Source organism: Streptomyces sp. NPDC048650, assembly GCF_043199095.1.
GTDB lineage: Bacteria > Actinomycetota > Actinomycetes > Streptomycetales > Streptomycetaceae > Streptomyces.
Window position 1 is genome coordinate 236156 of record NZ_JBICVM010000003.1, and the last position, 18633, is coordinate 254788.

Annotated in this window: 10 protein-coding genes; 4 read left to right on the forward strand and 6 right to left on the reverse strand. The window is 73.0% G+C overall.

Features of this window, described 5'->3' with window-relative positions; genetic code table 11:
- Positions 1-15: 15 nt before the first annotated feature.
- Entirely contained in the window at positions 16-1671 is a 1656-nt protein-coding gene (locus ACGFML_RS10430) for a thiamine pyrophosphate-binding protein (protein WP_393542067.1), read from the forward strand.
- A 149-nt stretch (positions 1672-1820) separates the two neighbouring features.
- On the opposite strand, the gene ACGFML_RS10435 is transcribed toward ACGFML_RS10430, so the two are convergent.
- Both ACGFML_RS10435 and ACGFML_RS10440 read right to left on the reverse strand, forming a co-directional pair.
- Complete coding sequence (locus ACGFML_RS10435) at positions 1821-4022, reverse strand: YhgE/Pip family protein (RefSeq protein WP_393542069.1); 2202 nt, start codon at positions 4020-4022, stop codon at positions 1821-1823.
- Positions 3994-4824 carry an ATP-binding cassette domain-containing protein gene (locus ACGFML_RS10440; RefSeq protein ID WP_393542071.1) on the reverse strand — a complete coding sequence of 277 codons (831 nt, stop codon included), beginning with the start codon at positions 4822-4824 and terminating at the stop codon, positions 3994-3996. Before ACGFML_RS10440 ends, ACGFML_RS10435 begins: the two co-directional genes overlap by 29 nt.
- A 249-nt stretch (positions 4825-5073) precedes the next feature.
- On the opposite strand from ACGFML_RS10440, the gene ACGFML_RS10445 reads away from it, so the two are divergent.
- Positions 5074-7914, forward strand: coding sequence for a discoidin domain-containing protein (locus ACGFML_RS10445; RefSeq protein ID WP_393542073.1), 2841 nt, complete (start codon positions 5074-5076; stop codon positions 7912-7914).
- Between the two features lie 44 nt (positions 7915-7958).
- Here ACGFML_RS10445 and ACGFML_RS10450 read toward each other — a convergent pair whose 3' ends face one another.
- Positions 7959-8747 (reverse strand): hypothetical protein, encoded by a 789-nt coding sequence (locus tag ACGFML_RS10450; protein ID WP_393542075.1) that lies wholly within the window; start codon positions 8745-8747, stop codon positions 7959-7961.
- A 142-nt stretch (positions 8748-8889) separates the two neighbouring features.
- Here ACGFML_RS10450 and ACGFML_RS10455 point away from each other — a divergent pair, with 142 nt between their 5' ends.
- Together ACGFML_RS10455 and ACGFML_RS10460 are read left to right on the forward strand one after the other, a co-directional pair.
- Positions 8890-12861, forward strand: a complete 3972-nt coding sequence (locus ACGFML_RS10455; RefSeq protein ID WP_393542077.1) for an ABC transporter ATP-binding protein — start codon at positions 8890-8892, stop codon at positions 12859-12861.
- A gap of 149 nt (positions 12862-13010) precedes the next feature.
- A complete protein-coding gene (locus tag ACGFML_RS10460; RefSeq protein ID WP_393542079.1) occupies positions 13011-14447 on the forward strand; it encodes a S28 family serine protease in 1437 nt (478 codons plus the stop codon).
- 157 nt (positions 14448-14604) lie between these two features.
- Here the strand turns inward: ACGFML_RS10460 and ACGFML_RS10465 are convergent, their stop codons facing one another.
- From ACGFML_RS10465 to ACGFML_RS10475, 3 genes are all read right to left on the reverse strand, one after another.
- On the reverse strand, positions 14605-16449 hold the full coding sequence (locus ACGFML_RS10465; RefSeq protein ID WP_393542081.1) for a glycoside hydrolase family 3 protein: 1845 nt from the start codon (positions 16447-16449) through the stop codon (positions 14605-14607).
- 197 nt (positions 16450-16646) lie between these two features.
- Positions 16647-17495, reverse strand: coding sequence for a sugar phosphate isomerase/epimerase family protein (locus tag ACGFML_RS10470; protein WP_393542083.1), 849 nt, complete (start codon positions 17493-17495; stop codon positions 16647-16649).
- Between the two features lie 73 nt (positions 17496-17568).
- Positions 17569-18588 (reverse strand): GNAT family N-acetyltransferase, encoded by a 1020-nt coding sequence (locus ACGFML_RS10475; protein ID WP_393542085.1) that lies wholly within the window; start codon positions 18586-18588, stop codon positions 17569-17571.
- Positions 18589-18633: the final 45 nt, after the last annotated feature.

Sequence of the window (18633 nt, forward strand, 5' to 3'; positions counted from 1 at the left end):
GAGAGTCACCCACCGATGAGCACCACCCCCGACCCGCCGCGGACGCGGCGCAGCGGCGGCGACCTGGTCGTCGAGTCACTGACCGCCCTCGGCGCCGGCACCGTCTTCGGGCTTCCCGGCCAGCACGCGCTGGGGATCTTCGACGCGCTGCGCCGCTCCCCGCTGCGCTATGTGGGGCTGCGGGTCGAGAACAACGCCGGCTTCGCCGCCGACGCGTACGCCCGCACCACACACGGCGTCGCGCCGCTGCTGGTCTCCACCGGCCCCGGTGCGCTGATGACGCTGGCCGCGCTCCAGGAGGCGGCCGCCGCCTCGGCCGCCGTCCTGGCCATCGGCAGCCAGGTCCCGCTGGCCGGGATGGGCGGCGGCCGCCACGGCTATCTGCATGAACTCACCGACCAGAGCGCCTCGTTCCGGGGTGTGGTCAAGTCCGTCCACACCGCCCGTACGGCCTCGCAGATCCCCTCCGCGGTGGCGGCCGCCTGGGAGTCGGCGCTGAGCGCCCCGCACGGGCCGGTGTGGCTGGAGATCCCGCAGGACGTGCTGCTGGCCGAGGTGGCGGTGCCGCCGGTGACCGAACTGGAGGTACGGCCGCGGCAGTTGACGCCGCGCCCGGAGCTGATCACGGCGGCGGCCGACCTGCTGGCGGCGGCGGAGCGGCCGGTGATCCTGGCCGGCGGCGGGGTCGTGCGGGCCGGCGCCGAGGCGGAGCTGCTGGCGCTCGCCGAACACCTGCGGGCACCGGTGGCCACCACCTTCGGCGGGAAGGGCGCCTTCCCCTGGGAGCACCCGCTCTCCCTCCGGTCCTGGCTGGAGGACCGGCACACCACGGATTTCCTGGAGGACGCCGACGCCCTCCTGGTGGTCGGCTCGGGGCTCGGCGAACTCTCCTCGAACTACCACACCTTCCGGCCCCGCGGCCGGGTCGTCCAGATCGAGGCGGACCTGGGCAAGCTGGAGTCCAACCACGCCGCGTTGGGCATCCACGCGGACGCCCGGCTCGCGCTGGGCGCGCTGGCGAAGGCGACCGGTGAGCGGCCGCCACGGGACGGCACCTCTCCCGAGGCTGCCGCCGCGGACCTCCTGGCGCGCGTGCGGGAGAGGATCGACGGCCAGGACCTCGACCTGGAGCAGCGGATCCTGTCCGCCGTGCGCGACGCGCTCCCCGACGACGCGGTCAGCTGCTGGGACATGACGATCCTGGCGTACTGGGCCTGGTCCGCCTTCGATCCCCGGGCGACGAACGCGCTGCACTCCGCCCAGGGAGCCGGCGGCCTGGGCTACGGCTTCCCGGCGGCGCTCGGCGTGGCCGCCGCCGACCCCGCCCGGCCGGTGCTCGCCGTCTCCGGCGACGGCGGCGCGATGTACTCGCTCGCCGAACTGGCCACCGCGCGGCAGTACGACCTGCCGGTCACCTGGCTCATCGTGGACGACGGCGGCTACGGCATCCTCCGCGAGTACATGACCGACGCCTTCGGCGAGGCCACCGCCACGGAACTGGCACGGCCGGACTTCGTCGCCCTCGCGGAGTCCTTCGGCGTGCCCGCGGTGCGTACGGACCCGGACCGACTGCACACCGACCTGGCGGCGGCGCTGGCCGCGCCGGGCCCCTCCGTCGTCGTCCTGCCGGCCCGGCTGCGGATGTTCGCGCCGACCCATCAGGGCGCCTGAGGAAGGCGGCGCCGGCCCACGGGTCGGCCGCAGGGGCCCGGGCACGGCAAAGGGGCCGGTCGCAGGGGCCGGTCGCAGGGGCCGGGCACGGCAAAGGGGGCGGCGCCGCAACCGGCGCCGCCCCCAGGGCTCTGCTGTGTGGCCTACGGCTACAGGCTGAGCTCCGGATGCAGGTCCTTCATCCGGACGACCTGGCGGCCGCGTGCCGTCAGGGCCGTGAGCGCCAGCGCGCCCAGGGTGAAGGCCGCCAGGACGGCCGATCCCTGCCAGACGATGCCGACGTCGCCGCCGGTGATCAGCCGCCGCAGCCCGTCGACGACGTAACTCATCGGCAGGAACGGGTGGATGGCGGCGAAGAAGCCGGGGCTGGTCTGCACCGGGTACGTGCCGCCGGCCGAGGTCAGCTGAAGCATCAGCACGACCAGGGTCAGCACCCGGCCCGCCGGCCCGAACTTCGCGCCGAAGAACTGGATGATGGCGGTGAAGGCGGCCGTGGCCAGCAGCAGGAAGCCGATGGTGCCGGCCGAGCGGGCCATCTCCAGGCCGAGGCCCCAGTGGAGCACGGCCATCAGGGCCAGCACCTGGACGACGCCGATGGCGAAGGCCGGGAGCCAGGAGCCCAGGGCGATCCGCCAGCCCGGCGCGCCCGCGGCCAGCGCGCGCTTGCCGAGCGGCTGGAGCAGCATGAACGCGACCATCGCGCCGACCCAGAGGGACAGCGGGATGAAGTACGGCGCCAGGCCGGTGCCGTAGTTGGGCGCCTTGTGCATCGACTTGGCGGCCAGCTCCACGGGGTCGGCCATCACCTCGGTGCGGGCGTCGCGGTCCTTCTTGTCGTAGTCCGGGATCTTGGCGACGCCGCTGTGCAGCCCGTCGGCCAGCTGGTTGGAGCCGTCCTTGAGCTTGAACAGGCCACCGGTGAGCTTGTCGGCGCCGTCCTTGGCGTCCCCGAGCCCGTTGTGGACCTTGCCGGCGCCGTCGGCGACCTTGCCCGCGCCGCCCGCCAGCTTGCCGGCGCCGTCGGCCAGGTCACCGCTGCCGTCGGCGAGTGCGACGATGCCGTCGGCGAACCGGCCGGCGCCCTGGGAGACCTTGTGGGCACCGGCGTTGAGCTGGTTGATCTGACCGATCGCGGTGTCCGCGCGGCCGGCTATGCCCGGTGCCTGGTCGGCGACCAGCACGGCACCCTGGTGCAGCTCCCGCAGTTCGGTGCGCAGGTGCCCGAAGTCCGTGTGGGCGATGGTGTCGTCGACCTTCTCGGCCGCATCGGCGGCCAGGGCGGCGCCGGCCGCGATGCCCTTCAGTTCGGGGCAGTCGGGGTCGGTGCTGAGGGCGCCGCAGCGCTCCTGGTACAGCTTCGCGGCCTTGTCGGCGTTCTGCCGTGCCTGGGTGGCGGCCCGGGCGGAGTTGCCCGGCAGCGTGCCCAGGTCGTCGTCGAGATCCTGGGTGAGGTCGGCGACGAGGCGCGCCTTCCGGCCGATCTCCTCGCCGTGCGCCCGGAGGAAGGGCAGGTCCTTCTTGGCGATCCCGTGGACCTTCTCGGCCAGCTGCTGGGTCCCGTCCGCGACCTGGCCCGCGCCCTGGCTGAGCTGCCGGGCCTTGCCGACGGCCTGCGACGCGCCCTTGTTGAGCTTGTCCGCGCCGTTGTGCAGGTCGCCGGCGCCCTTGCTGACGTCGCCCGCGCCCTTGCTGACCGCCCCGGAGCCCTGGTCCAGCTTGCCCAGCCCGTCGGCCAGTTCACCGGTCTTGTCCTTGGCGGTGCCGAGTCCCTTGTCGACCTTCCCGGCGCCGTCGGCCGCCTTCGCCGTCTCGTCGTGCAGGTCCGAGAACGACACGAAGATCTTGTCGAGGAAGGCCCGCGACGACTTCGCCGAGGTCTTCGCCCGTATCTCGGAGAACACGGTCTTCGAGATGGAGCCGACGATGTAGTTGTTGGCGTCGTTCGTCCGGACCTGGAGCGCGCCGGTCTGCGGGGAGTCGCCGGAACTGGAGGCGATCCGCTCGCTGAAGTTCTTGGGCACCGTCAGCGACAGGTAGTACGTGCCGTTCTCGATGCCCTTGGCGGCGTCCGCGGAGCTGACCTCCTCCCAGTCGAAGGTGTCGCTGTCCTTGACGTTCCGGGCCAGGTCGGAGCCCGCGGTGATCTTCTTGCCGTCGGCGGTGGCGCCCTGGTCGTCGTTGACGAGCGCCACGGGGATCTTGTCCAGGCGGCTGTAGGGATCCCAGAACGAGTAGAGGTACAGAGCTCCGTAGAGCAGCGGGATCAGCATCAGGGCGACGAGACCCAGCCGGGGGAGCTTTCCCCTGCCGAAACGCCTGAGCTCAAGCGCGGCCAGTTTCGGCGAACGCATGCGGTGCTTCCTCCTTGTCCGTTGCCTTCTCGTCCATTGCCGTCTCGTCCATTTCCGTGGTCCGGCCCCGGGGCGAGGGGCGGGATGGGCCGGAACTGTCGGTCTGCTCGCCGGCCGGCGGCGCCGTGCGGACGATCTGCGCGTCCGCGGGGGCGTCGCTGCCCGCGGCGATGACGGTGGTGCCCGCCGCCGCGAGATCCCGCAGCATCTGCCAGGCCGCCGTGCGTTCGGGCGGGGAGAGCTTGAGGTCGACGTCGTCGACCGCCAGCAGCCGCGGTCCGTGCATCACCGCGAGCGCGACGGACAGCCGCAGCGCCTCGAGCCGTTCCAGATCGCGGACGGCCGTGCGCAGGCCCTTGACCAGGGTGTCGGGGTCGAGTCCGGCGGCCGCCAGTGCGGCGTCGACCCGGGCCCGGGTGGCCTCCTTGTGGCGCCGCCCCCAGGGCAGTGTTCCCTTGACCCGGTGGCCCAGCAGGGCCTGTTCCTTGAGGTGCTCGCCGACCGTGAGAGCCGGTTCGAGTTCGGCGACGCCCTGTACGTGCGCGATCGCGCTGCGGCCGCGGACCGCCCCCATGCGCTTGGGCAGCGGAAACCCGGCGACCGTCGCCTGCCCTTCGGTGATCCGCATCCGGCCGGTGAGTGCGAGCAGCAGACACGTGCGGCCGGATCCCGAGGGGCCCTGGACGGCGATCAGCGCGCCCGGGTCCGCGGAGATGTCGACACCTTTGAACACCGGGCCGCGCGGGCCCTCCACTCCGATTCCCCTGGCGTTGACCGCCGCCCCCTGACGGGTGGTGTTCACAACACCCCTCCTTTTTGTTCTGACTGGTCAGTCTAAAAGTGTGCCGTATGTGGGGCCTTGTTGACCAATCGGAGGCGCTCGACGTGACGGACCGGACGGGGGAGCGGAAATTTGATGGAGCCGATCCCGTGACCCGAACGGGGGTGCCGACTTAAGGTGCCGTCACGGCGGGGGCCGATGTATTGCCACGTTCACGGCGCAGTCCGTACCGGAGGGACCGGTCGGACCGCGCATGTACGACGGAGAACCATGGACCACTCGACACATCACCCCGCGGCACGGTCACAGCAGGACCCCGTGGCTCGGCCGGCGGCCCGCCCGGCGAAACCGGGGGAGCGCCGCTCGCGCAGGCTGGTCGCCCCCCTGCTCGCCGGAGCCCTCGTCGCGGCGCTCGCGCCCGCTTCGGCCTCCACCGGGCCCGAGGCGGCGGCCGAACCCGCTCCGCCCGGCCCCGCACAGGGACCGTGCACGAAGGGCGGCGGCCCGGGCGGCGACGGCTGGACGGCCACCGCGCACCGGATCGATCCCAAGGACAGTCACCACGCCTTCGTCGGCAACGGCTATCTCGGGCAGCGGGTGCCGCCCAACGGGACCGGATATGCGGCTCCCGGCGGCACGACCGGCTGGCCGCTGAAGACCCCGGCCTACGACGGATCGTTCGTCTCCGGCCTCTACGCCAAGGGCCCCAAGGACCTCAAGGGCCGGCAGGCCATCGCGGCGATCCCCACCTGGACCACGCTCAACGTGGCGACCGGCGGCGCGCACTCCGAGACCTTCTCCTCCGCCACCGCGCCCGGCCGGATATCCCACTACCGGCAGACGCTCTCCCTGCGGTGCGGATTCGTCCGCACGTCCCTGACCTGGACCGCTGCCGACGGTCGCGCCACCGACCTGGTCTACGACGTCCTCACCGACCGCAACCACGCGCACACCGGCGCCGTACGGCTGCGGATGACGCCGCACTGGACCGGCCCGGCGACGATCACCGACGTCCTCGACGGGCGTGGCGCCCGCCGGATGTCGCAGGCCGGCGCCGCCTCCGGCGCCGACGGCACCATGGACGTCCCCTTCCGCACCGACGGCACGAAGACCGACGGCACGGTGGCCTCCACCCTGCGCCCCGGCCGCGACGTCCACGCCGCACGGGCCCAGGAGGACCCCGCGCCCGGCAAGCTCGGCAACCGTCAGCAGCTCACCTTCCCCGTCCGCAGCGGCCGCTCCTACGAGCTGACCAAGTACGTCGGCGTCGACACCGCGCTCACCTCCCGCTCCCCGCGTGCCGCCGCGAACGCCGCCTCCCGGCGGGCCGCGGCCCGGGGCTGGGACGCCCTCTTCACCCGGCACGCCGCGGCCTGGCAACGGCTGTGGCGCACCGACATCGAGGTCAAGGGCCGACGCGACATGCAGTCCTGGGTGCGCTCCGCGCAGTACGGACTGCTCTCCAGCACCCGCGCCGGCAACCCCAACAGCATCGGCCCCACCGGCCTGACCAGCGACAACTACGCCGGTGAGATCTTCTGGGACGCCGAGACCTGGATGTATCCCGGTCTCCTGGCCGGCCACCCCCGGCTCGCCCGGTCGATCGTCGACTACCGCTACCGGACCCGGGCCGGCGCCCGCGCCAACGCCCGGAAGCTCGGCTACGACGGCCTCTTCTACCCCTGGACCAGCGGCAGCAAGGGCGACCTGTGGAAGGAGTGCCACAGCTGGGATCCGCCCCACTGCCGGACCCAGAACCACCTGATGGGCGACATCTCCCTCGCCGCCTGGCAGTACTACCTGGCCACCAAGGACACCGCCTGGCTGCGCTCGCGCGGCTGGCCGGTCCTCAAGGGCATCGCGGAATTCTGGGCCTCGCGGGCCACCCGGAACGCCGACGGCAGCTACTCGATCAAGAACGTCGCCGGGCCCGACGAGTACAGCAACGGCGTCGACGACGGCGTCTTCACCAACGCGGGCGCCGCCACCGCACTGCGGCACGCCACCCGCGCCGCCGCCGTCCTCGGCGAGCACGCCCCGGCCTCCTGGTCCGCCGTCGCCGACAAGCTCCGCATCCCCTACGACGCCGAGCAGCACGTCTTTCGGCAGTACGCCGACTACCACGGCACCACCATCAAACAGGCCGACACCGTCCTGCTGATGTACCCGCTGCAATGGCCCATGGCGCGACAGCGGGCAGCGCACACCCTGGACTACTACGCCGCGCACACCGACCCGGACGGCCCCGCCATGACGGACTCGGTGCACGCCATCGACGCCGCCGGCATCGGCGAACCCGGCTGCGCGACGTACAGCTACCTGCTGCGCTCCATCAAGCCCTTCGTCCGCGGGCCGTTCGCGCAGTTCTCCGAGGCGCGCGGTGACAAGGCCGGCGCCGGCGACCCGCACGCCGGGCAGCCCGCACAGGACTTCCTCACCGGCAAGGGCGGCTTCCTGCAGACCTTCACCCACGGCCTGACGGGCCTGCGGCTGGAGGAGAACCGGGTGCGCCTGGACCCGATGCTGCCGCCGCAGCTCTCCGACGGCGTCACCCTGCGCGGCCTCCACTGGCAGGGACGCACCTACGAGATCGCGCTCGGTGCGCACCACACCACCGTCCGGCTGACCTCCGGAGCGCCGATGCCGGTCGCCACGCCGGAGGGCGAGAAGGTGGTGAGCCGCGGCCTGCCCGCCGTCCTCAAGACCCGCCGCCCGGACCTGGCCGCGACGTCCGACGCCGCCCGCTGCGCCCCCGCCCGGGCCACCTCCGAAGAGCCCGGCATGTACGCGGCCGCGGCCGTCGACGGCAACGCCACCACCGCCTGGACCCCCGACGCCCCCGACGGCACCCTCACCGTCGACCTGGGCCGGATCAGGACGGTCGGCCAGATCACCCCGCACTGGACCGCGACCCGCCCGAAGTCCTCTGTCACGCAGGTGTCGCAGGACGGCCGGCACTGGACGGGCACGGGCTACGCGGGACGGACCCCGGCCCGCTACATCCGCATCGTGGTGCACGGCGAGAAGGCCCAGCCGGGCGGCAAGCCCCCGCACAAGCACCCGGGGATCACCGGTCTGACCGTCCGCAGCGCCGACGGGGGCCCCCGCTAGGCGGGGTGCCCCGGGGCCGGGACACCCCTGGCGGCGAGGCGACGTCACCGTCCGTACGGCAGCTGCGCGTACGAGCGGAAGGTGTAGGCGGCCGACGCGGACAGCGCGTTCGCGCCGGCCGCCGCCGGCAGGCCGAGCCGTCGGTCCAGCGGTGCGGCGAGCGGACCGCAGCCGTGCGTGCGCGGCGCGGCGAACGTGCTGTCGTGGACAACGAAGGTCACGACCGGCGGCTCCTTCGAGACCCACTCGGTGTCGCCGTCCTGGACGAACCTCAGCTTCACCGGGTCGTTCTCCGTGCCTATGGCGCAGCCCTTCTTGAGCAGCGGATGCACCAGACGGAACGTCATGTCGAGAGCGCCCCGGTGCACACCGTCCGGGTAGAAGTCGGCGTGGCCCCCGTACTGCGGCTGGATGCGCAGCCGCCCGCCCGCCGGTGCGGTCGGGGCGCGCAGCGCGCCGAAGACCTGGCCCCGGCTGCCGTCCGGCAGGGGCCCTTCGGCGTTGGTGACGGTCATGGGGGCGAGGGCCGGGACGTCCAGCGCGCCGATCCGGAGGCTGCTCCTCATGACGAAGACCTCGCAGCGCCACTTCGCGGCGTCGACGCCGGGCGGCAGCGCGGGACAGTCCCGGAAGTCGAAGGGACCGGACGGCGTCTCGGCGGACGCGTCGGTGGGCGTCTCGGCGAACGGGCCGGAGGGCGCGCCGGAGGAGGGCGACGGCGGGGCGGGAGACGGGGCGGCCGCGGCGGGCGCGGTCGTGCCGGCGATCAGGGCGACGGCGGCGGCGCCGCCTGCGAGTGCCGCCGCGAACCGGCGGGGAATCCGTTGCTTCATGTCACTCAGCGTGACCGATCGAGCCCTCTTGGTCCATCAGGGACGACCCGCACCCGACCCTGTGCCGACCCTGACACCCGACCAGGGACATCCCCCATTCCCGGCCCGGAATGTTGCAGCGGGATGAAATCCGCCGCGCGCAATGTTGGTGAGTGGTGGCACAGAACGAGATGCGCGGGAGGCGTCGGTGGCGGGGACTGAAGCGGAACGACAGGGCTGGGCGCGGCGCCTGACGCGCGACTGCTGGCAGTACAGAAGAGACGTGCTGCTCGCACTCGGCTCCTCGCTGGCCGGGATGGCCGTGATGGCGCTGGTTCCGCTCGTCCCGAGGCTGATCATCGACGACGTGATCGTGCGGCACGACCGGTCGCTGGCCCCCTGGGCCACCCTTCTCGTCGTCGCCGCCGTCGTCGTCTACGCCCTCACCTACGTCCGCCGCTTCTACGGCGGCCGTCTCGCGCTCGACGCCCAGCACGACCTGCGGACGCGAATGTTCGCCGCCATCGCCCGGCTGGACGGGCGGCGCCAGGACGAGCTCAGCACCGGCCAGGTCGTCGGCCGGGCCACCAGCGACCTTCAGTTGATCCAGGGCCTGCTGTTCATGGTGCCGATGATGATCGGGAACGTCGCGCTCTTCGTGATCTCCCTTGTCGTGATGACCGTGCTGTCGCCGCTGCTCACCGTCGTCGCGCTGGCCGTCGCGCCCGCCCTGTGGTTCATCGCCAAGCGCAGCCGCGTCCGCCTCTTCCCCGCCACCTGGTACGCCCAGGGCCAGGCCGCCGCGGTGGCCGGCGTCGTGGACGGCGCGGTCACCGGCGTCCGGGTGGTGAAGGGGTTCGGCCAGGAGGAGCAGGAGACCGGCAAGCTCCGCGAGGTCAGCCGCCGGCTGTTCGCCGGGCGGCTGCGCACCGTCCGCCTCAACGCCCGCTACACCCCCGCCCTCCAGGCCGTACCCGCCCTCGGCCAGGTCGCCATGCTGGCCCTCGGCGGCTGGATGGCCACCCAGGGGCAGGTCACCCTCGGCACTTTCGTCGCCTTCTCCACCTATCTCGCGCAGCTCGTCGGACCGGTCCGGATGCTCGCCATGATGCTCACCATCGGCCAGCAGGCACGCGCCGGTGTGGAGCGGGTCTACGAGCTGATCGACACCGAGCCGTCGATCCACGAGCGCCCGGACGCCCGCGAGCTGCCCGCCGACGCCCCGGCCACCGTCGAGTTCGACGCCGTGACGTTCGGGTACGCCCCCGTGGACAGCGCGCGCGACACCGCCCAGGACGACCCCTCCCACCCCGCGCCGCGGCCCGTCCTCGACGGTTTCTCCCTGCGGATCGACGCGGGCGAGACGGTCGCCGTCGTCGGCACCTCCGGCAGCGGCAAGTCCACCGTCTCGCTGCTGCTGCCCCGCTTCTACGACGTCTCCGCCGGCCGCGTCCTGATCGGTGGCCACGACGTACGCGACCTCACCCTGCACTCGCTGCGGGCCGCCATCGGCCTCGTCCCCGAGAGCAGCTTCCTCTTCTCCGACTCGGTACGCGACAACCTCACCTACGGCCATCCGGAGGCCACCGACGAGCAGGTGCGCGCCGCCGCCCGCGCCGCCCAGGCCGACGGGTTCATCGGCGACCTGCCCGAGGGCTATGACACCGAGGTCGGCGAGCAGGGCCTGACCCTCTCCGGCGGCCAGCGCCAGCGCGTCGCCCTGGCCCGCGCCATCCTCACCGACCCCCGGCTGCTGGTCCTGGACGACGCGACCTCGGCGGTCGACGCCCGGGTCGAGCACGAGATACACGAGGCGCTGCGCGGCGTGATGGCGGGCCGGACCACCCTGCTCATCGCGCACCGCGCCTCCACCCTGGCGCTCGCCGACCGGGTCGCCGTCCTCGACGGCGGGCGGCTGGTCGACATCGGCACGCAGGAGGAGCTGGAGCTGCGCTGCCCGCTCTACCGCCGGCTGCTGACCGACCCGGACGAGCTGGGCGGGGTCGAGCCCGATCCGGCGGGCGCGGCCGCCGGCACCTTCGGCGGCGAGTACGCGGCCACCGGCCTGCTGAAGTTCGAGGCGGACGCACTGGGCGTCGACGAACTCGAGGCCGACGAGGTCGCGGCCGACCCCGCCGAGCGCGCCGCGTCCGACCGCGGGCCCGCCCGGACCGCGCCGCCCGGCGGCATCACCCCCGAGCTGTGGATCCGCGGCGGGCACGGCGCCGGGACGGACCGGTCCGGCCCCGCACCCACGGCGGCCGTGGCCGGCGGCCCCAGCTTCGGTGCCGCCCTGGCCGGCATGCCCGCCACACCCGAACTGCTCGCCAAGGTCGACGCGCTGCCCCCGGCCACCGACGAACCGGACATCGACGAGGACCTGGCCGTGCGCCCCGAGCGCTCCTACGGCCTGCGAAGGCTGCTGCGCGGCTTCGGCGGGCCGCTGCTCCTCGCCCTCGCCATGGTCGCGGTGGACGCCCTCGCCGGACTGCTGGTCCCGATCCTGATCCGGCAGGGCATCGACGAGGGCGTCCGGGTCGGCGCACTGGCCGGCGTGTGGACCGCGGCGGCGATCGCGCTGGGCGTCGTGCTCGCCCAGTGGGCCGCGCAGATCGGCTCCAACCGGATGACCGGCCGCACCGGCGAGCGGGTCCTCTACTCCCTGCGCCTCAAGATCTTCGCCCAGCTCCAGCGCCTCGGACTCGACTACTACGAACGCGAGCTGACCGGCCGGATCATGACCCGGATGACGACGGACGTGGACGCCCTGTCCACCTTCCTCCAGACCGGCCTGGTCACCGCCGTGGTCTCGCTGCTCACCTTCTTCGGCATACTCGTCGCCCTGCTCGCCATCGACGTCCAGCTGGCCCTGGTCGTCTTCGCCACCCTGCCGCCGCTGATCATCGGCACGTACTTCTTCCGCAAACAGAGCGTGAAGGCCTATGAACTCGCCCGCGAGCGGATCAGCGTCGTCAACGGCGACCTCCAGGAGAGCGTCGCCGGACTGCGCATCGTCCAGGCGTTCCGCCGCGAGGGGCGCGGCGCCGAACGGTTCGCCGCCCGGAGCGACGCCTACCGCCGGGCCCGGGTCCGCGGCCAGTTCCTGATATCCCTCTACTTCCCCTTCGTCCAGCTGCTCTCGTCCGTGGCCGCGGCCCTGGTGCTCATCGTGGGCGCCGACCGGATCGGCTCCCACACGCTGACCGCCGGCGCGCTGGTCGCCTATCTGCTCTACATCGACCTGTTCTTCGCCCCCGTACAGCAGCTCTCCCAGGTCTTCGACGGCTACCAGCAGGCTTCCGTCTCGCTCGGCCGCATCCAGGAGCTGCTGCGCGAGCCGACCACCACCCCGGCCGCCGAGCGGCCGCGCCAGGTGCCCGCGCTGCGCGGCGACATCACCTTCGACGGCGTGCACTTCCACTACGCCGATCACGAGGAGCAGGCGCTGGCCGGCATCGACCTGACCATCCCCGCGGGACAGACCGTGGCGTTCGTCGGCGAGACGGGTGCGGGCAAGTCCACCCTGGTCAAGCTGGTCGCGCGGTTCTACGACCCGTCCTCGGGCGCCGTCCGCGTCGACGGCAGCGATCTGCGCGACCTGGATCTGACCGACTACCGCCGGCGGCTCGGGGTCGTCCCCCAGGAGCCGTACCTCTTCGCCGGCACGGTCCGCGACGCCATCGCCTACGGCCGACCGGAGGCCACCGACGCCGAGGTGGAGGCCGCCGCCCGCGCCGTCGGCGCCCACGCCATGATCGCCACCCTCGACGGCGGCTATCTCCACGAGGTCGCCGAGCGCGGCCGCAACCTCTCCGCGGGCCAGCGCCAGCTGCTCGCGCTGGCCCGCGCCGAACTCGTCGACCCCGACGTGCTGCTGCTGGACGAGGCCACCGCCGCCCTCGACCTCGCCACCGAGGCCGTCGTCAACCACGCCACCGACCGCCTGGTCGGCCGCCGTACGACCCTGGTGGTCGCCCACCGCCTGACCACCGCGGCCCGCGCGGACCGTGTCGTGGTCATGGACCGGGGCCGCGTCGCCGAGGACGGCACCCACGCCCAGCTCCTCGCCCGCGACGGCCGGTACGCCGAGCTGTGGCGCACCTTCACGGGCGAGGAGGAGTCGGTCGCCGCCTGACGCAGCAGGCCGCGGCCCGAGCGGGTAGCCCGTGTCACGGGCACGCCGGGGCGCGGCCCCGCCTGCTGACTTGGCCAAAGGGGGCTGGTGGCGGCCCCGTTGCGCCGATAGGTTTCAGCCCGACCTTTGCTATCCCAAGGGGAGGGTGCATGCGCAAGGCCTTCAGATGGCTGCTGTCGCTCGTCGTGCTCATAGGCACGGCCGGAGCCGGCGGCGCGGCGGCGGAGGCGGCCACCGCCGCCGCGCCGAAGAGCACAACCGTCAACGAGGACAAGGACATCAAGGACCGGATTCTCGCGATTCCGGGGATGAGCCTCATCGAGGAGAAGCCGGTCGACGGCTACCGCTACTTCGTCCTCCAGTACACCCAGCCGATCGACCACCGGCACCCCACCAAGGGGACCTTCCAGCAGCGGCTGACCCTGCTGCACAAGTCGGTGGACCGCCCGACGGTCTTCTTCACCTCCGGCTACAACGTCAGCACCACAGCGACGCGCAGCGAGCCCACGAAGATCATCGACGGTAACCAGGTCTCCCTGGAGTACCGCTACTTCACGCCGTCGCGGCCCCAGCCCACGGACTGGAAGAAGCTGGACATCCGGCAGGCGGCCAGTGACCAGCACCGGATCTTCTCCGCGCTGCACCGCATCTACCGGAAGAACTGGATCGCCACCGGCGGCAGCAAGGGCGGCATGACCGCCACGTACTACCGCCGCTTCTTCCCGCACGACATGAACGGCACCGTCGCCTATGTCGCGCCCAACGACGTCCGCAACGACGAGGACTCGGCGTACGACCGGTTCTTCCGCACCGTCGGGACCGCGCAGTGCCGCGCCGACCTCGCCGCCATCGAGCGGGAGGCCCTGGTGCGCCGCACGGAGATGGTGGAGCGCTTCCGGGCCTGGGCGCAGAAGGAGAAGCAGACCTTCAAGACCGTGGGCAGCGCCGACCGGGCCTATGAAGTCATGGTCACGGACCTCGTGTTCGGGTTCTGGCAGTACCAGCCGGCCGAGACCGCCTGCGCCGAGGTCCCCAAGCCGACCGTCTCCACGGACGGCCTGTGGAAGTGGATGGACGAGGTCGGCGGCTTCGCGAGCTACACCGACCAGGGCATGGAGTCGTACACGCCGTACTACTACCAGGCGGGCACCCAGCTCGGCGAGCCCGGCTACCGCTACCCGCAGCTGGCGGATCTGCTCAAGTACCCGGGCATCAACAACTCCCGGTCGTTCGTGCCGAAGGACATCCCGATGCGGTTCGACCCGCGCGCGATGCCCGACGTCGACCGCTGGGTGCGCCATCACGCGCGCCGGATGATGTTCGTCAACGGCCAGTACGACCCGTGGAGTTCGGAGCACTTCGAGCTCGGCAAGGGCGCCCGGGACTCCTCTGTGTTCACCGTGCCCGGCGGCAACCACGGCTCGAACATCGCCAAGCTGAAGGACGCCGACCGGACGAAGGCCACCGCCGAACTCCTCAAGTGGGCAGGGGTCCGGGGCCCGAACGGCAAGCCCGCCGCACTGGCCCCGTACGACAGGAAGCTGGACCGGCAGGAAGTCCGCCGCATGCCCCACCTGCAGCCCTGAGCCCACGGGCCGCACGGCCGGGAAACGCCCACGCCGCGAGGCCGTGAGCGGTGACGGAGAACGGCGCGCTCCCCGCACGGGGGGCGCGCCGCTTCCGTACACCGCCGCTTCCGTACACCGGCGGTTCGGTAGGGCGGTGGTTCGGTATGCCGGCTGTTCAGTACGTCAGCCCGTGCCCTATCGGGTACAGCACCGTGCCCGGTGCGTCGGCGCGCATCACCGGAACCGGCAGGTGGCCCGCGGGCTTCCGCCGGCCGGCGATGACCCGCGCCGCGGCCCGCAGCTCCACATCCGTCCAGGAGTAGCTCGCCAGGCCCGCCTTCACACCCTCCAGATGCGCGAGGTCGTAGGGGTTGCGGACCGCCAGCTGCACCACCGGCTTGCCCGTGTCCAGCAGCGCGGTGACCAGCTGGCGCTGTGGCGAGTCCGCGGTGACGTTGTAGGTGGCCACCACGACCGCGTCCCGTTCGCGCAGCGCCGTCACCGCCTGGTCGATCAGCGTCTGCGTCGGCGTCAGGCCCGTGGACAGCGCGGTGGCGGTGAAGCCCAGCTCACCGAGGGCGTTGGCCAGGACCGTCGTCGGGGGGCCTCCGGTACCCGTCGGCGCGGCCGCGTCCACCCCCACCACCAGCACCGTGCGCTCCCGGCGCCGGGACAGCGGCAGCACGCCGCCGTCGTTGCGCAGCAGGGTGGTGGTGCGGTCCGCGATGCGGTCCGCGGTCTCGAGGTGACGGCGGACGCCGACGACCCGGTCCACCGCCTGGTGTGTGGTGTAGGGGTCGGTGAACAGTCCGCGCCGGTCCTTGAGCAGCAGGATGCGCAGGAGCTTGTTGTTGATGTCGCGCTCGGCGAGCTCGCCCTCCCGCAGCGCCTTCAGCACCGCCGCGTGTGCGACGGAGATGTCGGGCGGGTTGAGGAGCTGGTCCACACCCGCCTTGAGGGCGAGGACCGGCGCACGGGCGTCGCCGTACTTCACCCGGACGCCCTCCATCCCGAGCGAGTCCGTCACCACGACCCCCTCGTAGCCCAGGCGCTCGCGCAGGATGCCGGTGAGGATCGGGCGGGAGAGCGTGGCCGGGTCCTCGCCGGCGTCGAAGGCGGGGACGACGATGTGCGCCGTCATGATCGAATCGATGCCCGCGGCGATCGCGGCCCGGAAGGGCGGTGCGTCCAGCTGCTCCCACTGCTCGGCGGTGTGGTGGATGTAGGGCAGCCCGACGTGGCTGTCGGTGTCGGTGTCGCCGTGCCCGGGGAAGTGCTTGGCGCAGGCCGCGACCCCGGCGCCTTGGTAGCCCTGCACCTCGGCGGCGACCATCTGCGCAACGGCCTGCGGGTCCGCTCCGAAGGACCGCATCCCGATGACCGGGTTGGCGGCGTTGACGTTGACGTCCGCGTCCGGCGCGTAGTCCTGCCGGATGCCCATCGCGTACAGCTCCTGGCCCGCGATCCGGGCCGCCGTACGGGCGTCGTCGCGGGAGCCCGCGGCGCCCAGCGCCATCGCTCCGGGAAAGAGCGTGGCGGGCGCGCCGATCCGGGCCACTATGCCGTGTTCCTGGTCCGTGGAGATCAGCAGTGGTACGGGGACCCGCTGGGCGGCACCGGCCCGCTGGATGCCGTTGGAGAGGTCGGCGATCTGGTGCGGTTCGCGGGTGTTGTGCGCCCAGCCGAAATAGATGATGCCGCCGACGTGGTACTCGGCGATCAGCTCGGCGGCGTTGGCGACGCCGATCTCCTTCTGGTTCGCGGCGACATCGGCCGGATCGGGGTCGGTCGCGGAGTGCCCGTAGACGCGCATCACGAAGAGCTGGCCGACCTTTTCCTCCGGCGACATCCGGGAGATGAGCCGGTGCAGCCGGGCCCGGGTGGCCGGTGTGGGCGGCTCGGTGCCGGGGGAGGCCGGCTGGTGTCCGCTCGCGGCTCCGGCGGCCGGTGCGGCGGCGCCGGTGGCGCAGACGGCCGCGGCGGCCGCGGCGGTGGTCAGGACGGTACGTCTGGAGTGCATGTGCGCTCCTTCCGGAGGGCTTCCTCGGCGAAGTGAAGGAAACTTCCAAGGAGACACGGATAGCCGGAAAACTATTGCCGGTCAATGACTGGGAACGTGGTGGCGCCCAGGGTTTGCGGGGCGGAGGGGGATGTGTGATGGATGCGGACGCGGGGCGGCGGTCGGGTGACGGGCGGTCCGTCGGGGCAATCGGCCGGTCAGCGGGCCGGCCCGGCGCCGAGGAGGCGCTGGAGGTGGGCGCGTCCCGGGGCGAGGAGCGCGGGGAGCGCGGCCGCCCCGGGGTACCAGCGCTTTTCGTACTCCCAGCAGAGCCAGCCGCGGGGGCCTGAGCCGTAGCCGAGCGCTGCCAGGGCGTCCGCGAGCGGCAGCCGGCCGGCGCCGAGCGCAAGGGGAGTGGTGTCCGCGGCCGAGGCGACGTCCTTGACCTGGACGTAGCCGAGGTGCGGGGCGAGCGAGGCGTGGCTGTCGGCGGGCCGTTCGCCGCCGAGCCAGGTGTGCAGCACGTCCCACAGCGCGCCGATCCGGGGGTGCCCCACGCGGTCCAGGACACGGGCGGCGGCCGCGCCCGTACGGTGCGAGTCATGGGTCTCCAGCAGGACGCGGACGCCCCGGTCCGCGGCGAGCGGTGCCACCGCGGCCAGCCGCCGCACCGCGTCCGCGTCCGCCTCCGTCGGCGGGCGGTCGCCGCCACCCGGGAAGACCCGGACGTACGGTGCCCCCAGATCGGCGGCGAGCAGCACCAGTTCGGCCAGCTCCTGCGTCAGCTCCGCCTCGCCCCCGGCGTCCCGGGCGGCGGCGACCCGCGGATATCCGGCGACGGTCAGGATCCGCACGCCCGCCTGCGCGAACTGCTGCCGCACCGCGGACCGTTCCTGCCTGCCGAGCTGTGGGTGCACCGGCTCCTCGGGGTGGGCCCGCAGCTCCACGCCCTGGTACCCGGTGTCCGAGGCCAGCCGCAGCACGTCGGCCACCGGCATCCCGGGCACCCCGAGCGTCGAGAACGCGAACCGCACCGGATCGCCCGGACCCTCCGCTCCGCTCACCATGCCGCTCCCCTCACCGCCGCTCGCGCCGGCGTCCGCCGCGCCGCCTGCCGCACCGCTCGTGCGATGCCCGGCGTCACAGGGCCAGACGCCAGTCCTGGCCTATCAGGTCCTGCCCGAAACTGTGGTGTTCCGACTCGCCGACGAGCTCGAATCCGGCCCGCTGATAGATGCTCCGGGCCGAGCTGAGCACGGAGTTGGTCCACAGCACCAGCTCGCGGTACCCGGCCTCGCGGGCGAACTCCACACAGGTGTCGACGAGCCGGCCGCCCACCCCGTGTCCCCGGGCGCCGGGCTCGACCAGCAGCAGCCGCAGCCGGGCCGCCCCCGGCAGCTCGTCCCGGACGCACATCACGGCGCCCACCCGCTCGCCGGCCAGCTCCGCCGTCCAGGTGCGGTCCCGCTTCGGGTCGAAGTGCTCGGCGTACTCCGCGACGATGCGGGCCACCAGCGCCTCATAGCTCAGATCGAAGCCGTACTCGGCGGCATAGAGGGCGGCGTTGCGCTCCACCATCCAGCCGAGATCGCCCGGCCTGCCGGTGCGCAGCGTGACCTCGGGCGCCGGGCCGGCCGGCGCTCCGGGTGCCCGGTCCTCGTCGAGCAGGGTGCGGATCGTCCGCATCGCGGCCACCAGGCGCTCCCGATCCGCCTCCGGGAGCTGTTGCAGCAGCGATCCCGCGGCATCCTGCGAGCGCGCCTCCAGCAGCCCGGCCGCCTCCTGCCCACCGTCGGTCAGGTCGATCCGCTGGCGCCGCGGGTCCCGCTCCGAGCGGCGTCGGGTGATCAGCTCGCGCTCCTCGAACTTGCCGAGCAGCCGGCTGAGATAGCCGGCGTCCAGGGACAGCGACGTGCGCAGATCGGCGGCGTCGACCCGCTCGTGGTGGGCGAGTTCGTAGAGCACCCGGGCCTCGGTGAGGGTGTACGGGGTGTACAGCGCCCGGCCGTAGTCCAGCGCACCGATGAGGTTGGTGTAGAAGCGGTTGAATCTGCGCAGCTCACGGACGACGGGATCGCCCGTCGCCCGCGGCGCCGTCCCGGCCCCGCCTGCCCCGCCCGCCCCGGCGGCCTTCTGCGCGGCCGACGTGCTGTTCGTCATCGCAACCCCCATTGCCTGTGACCGGGTCGAGCGAAGCGGCTCACC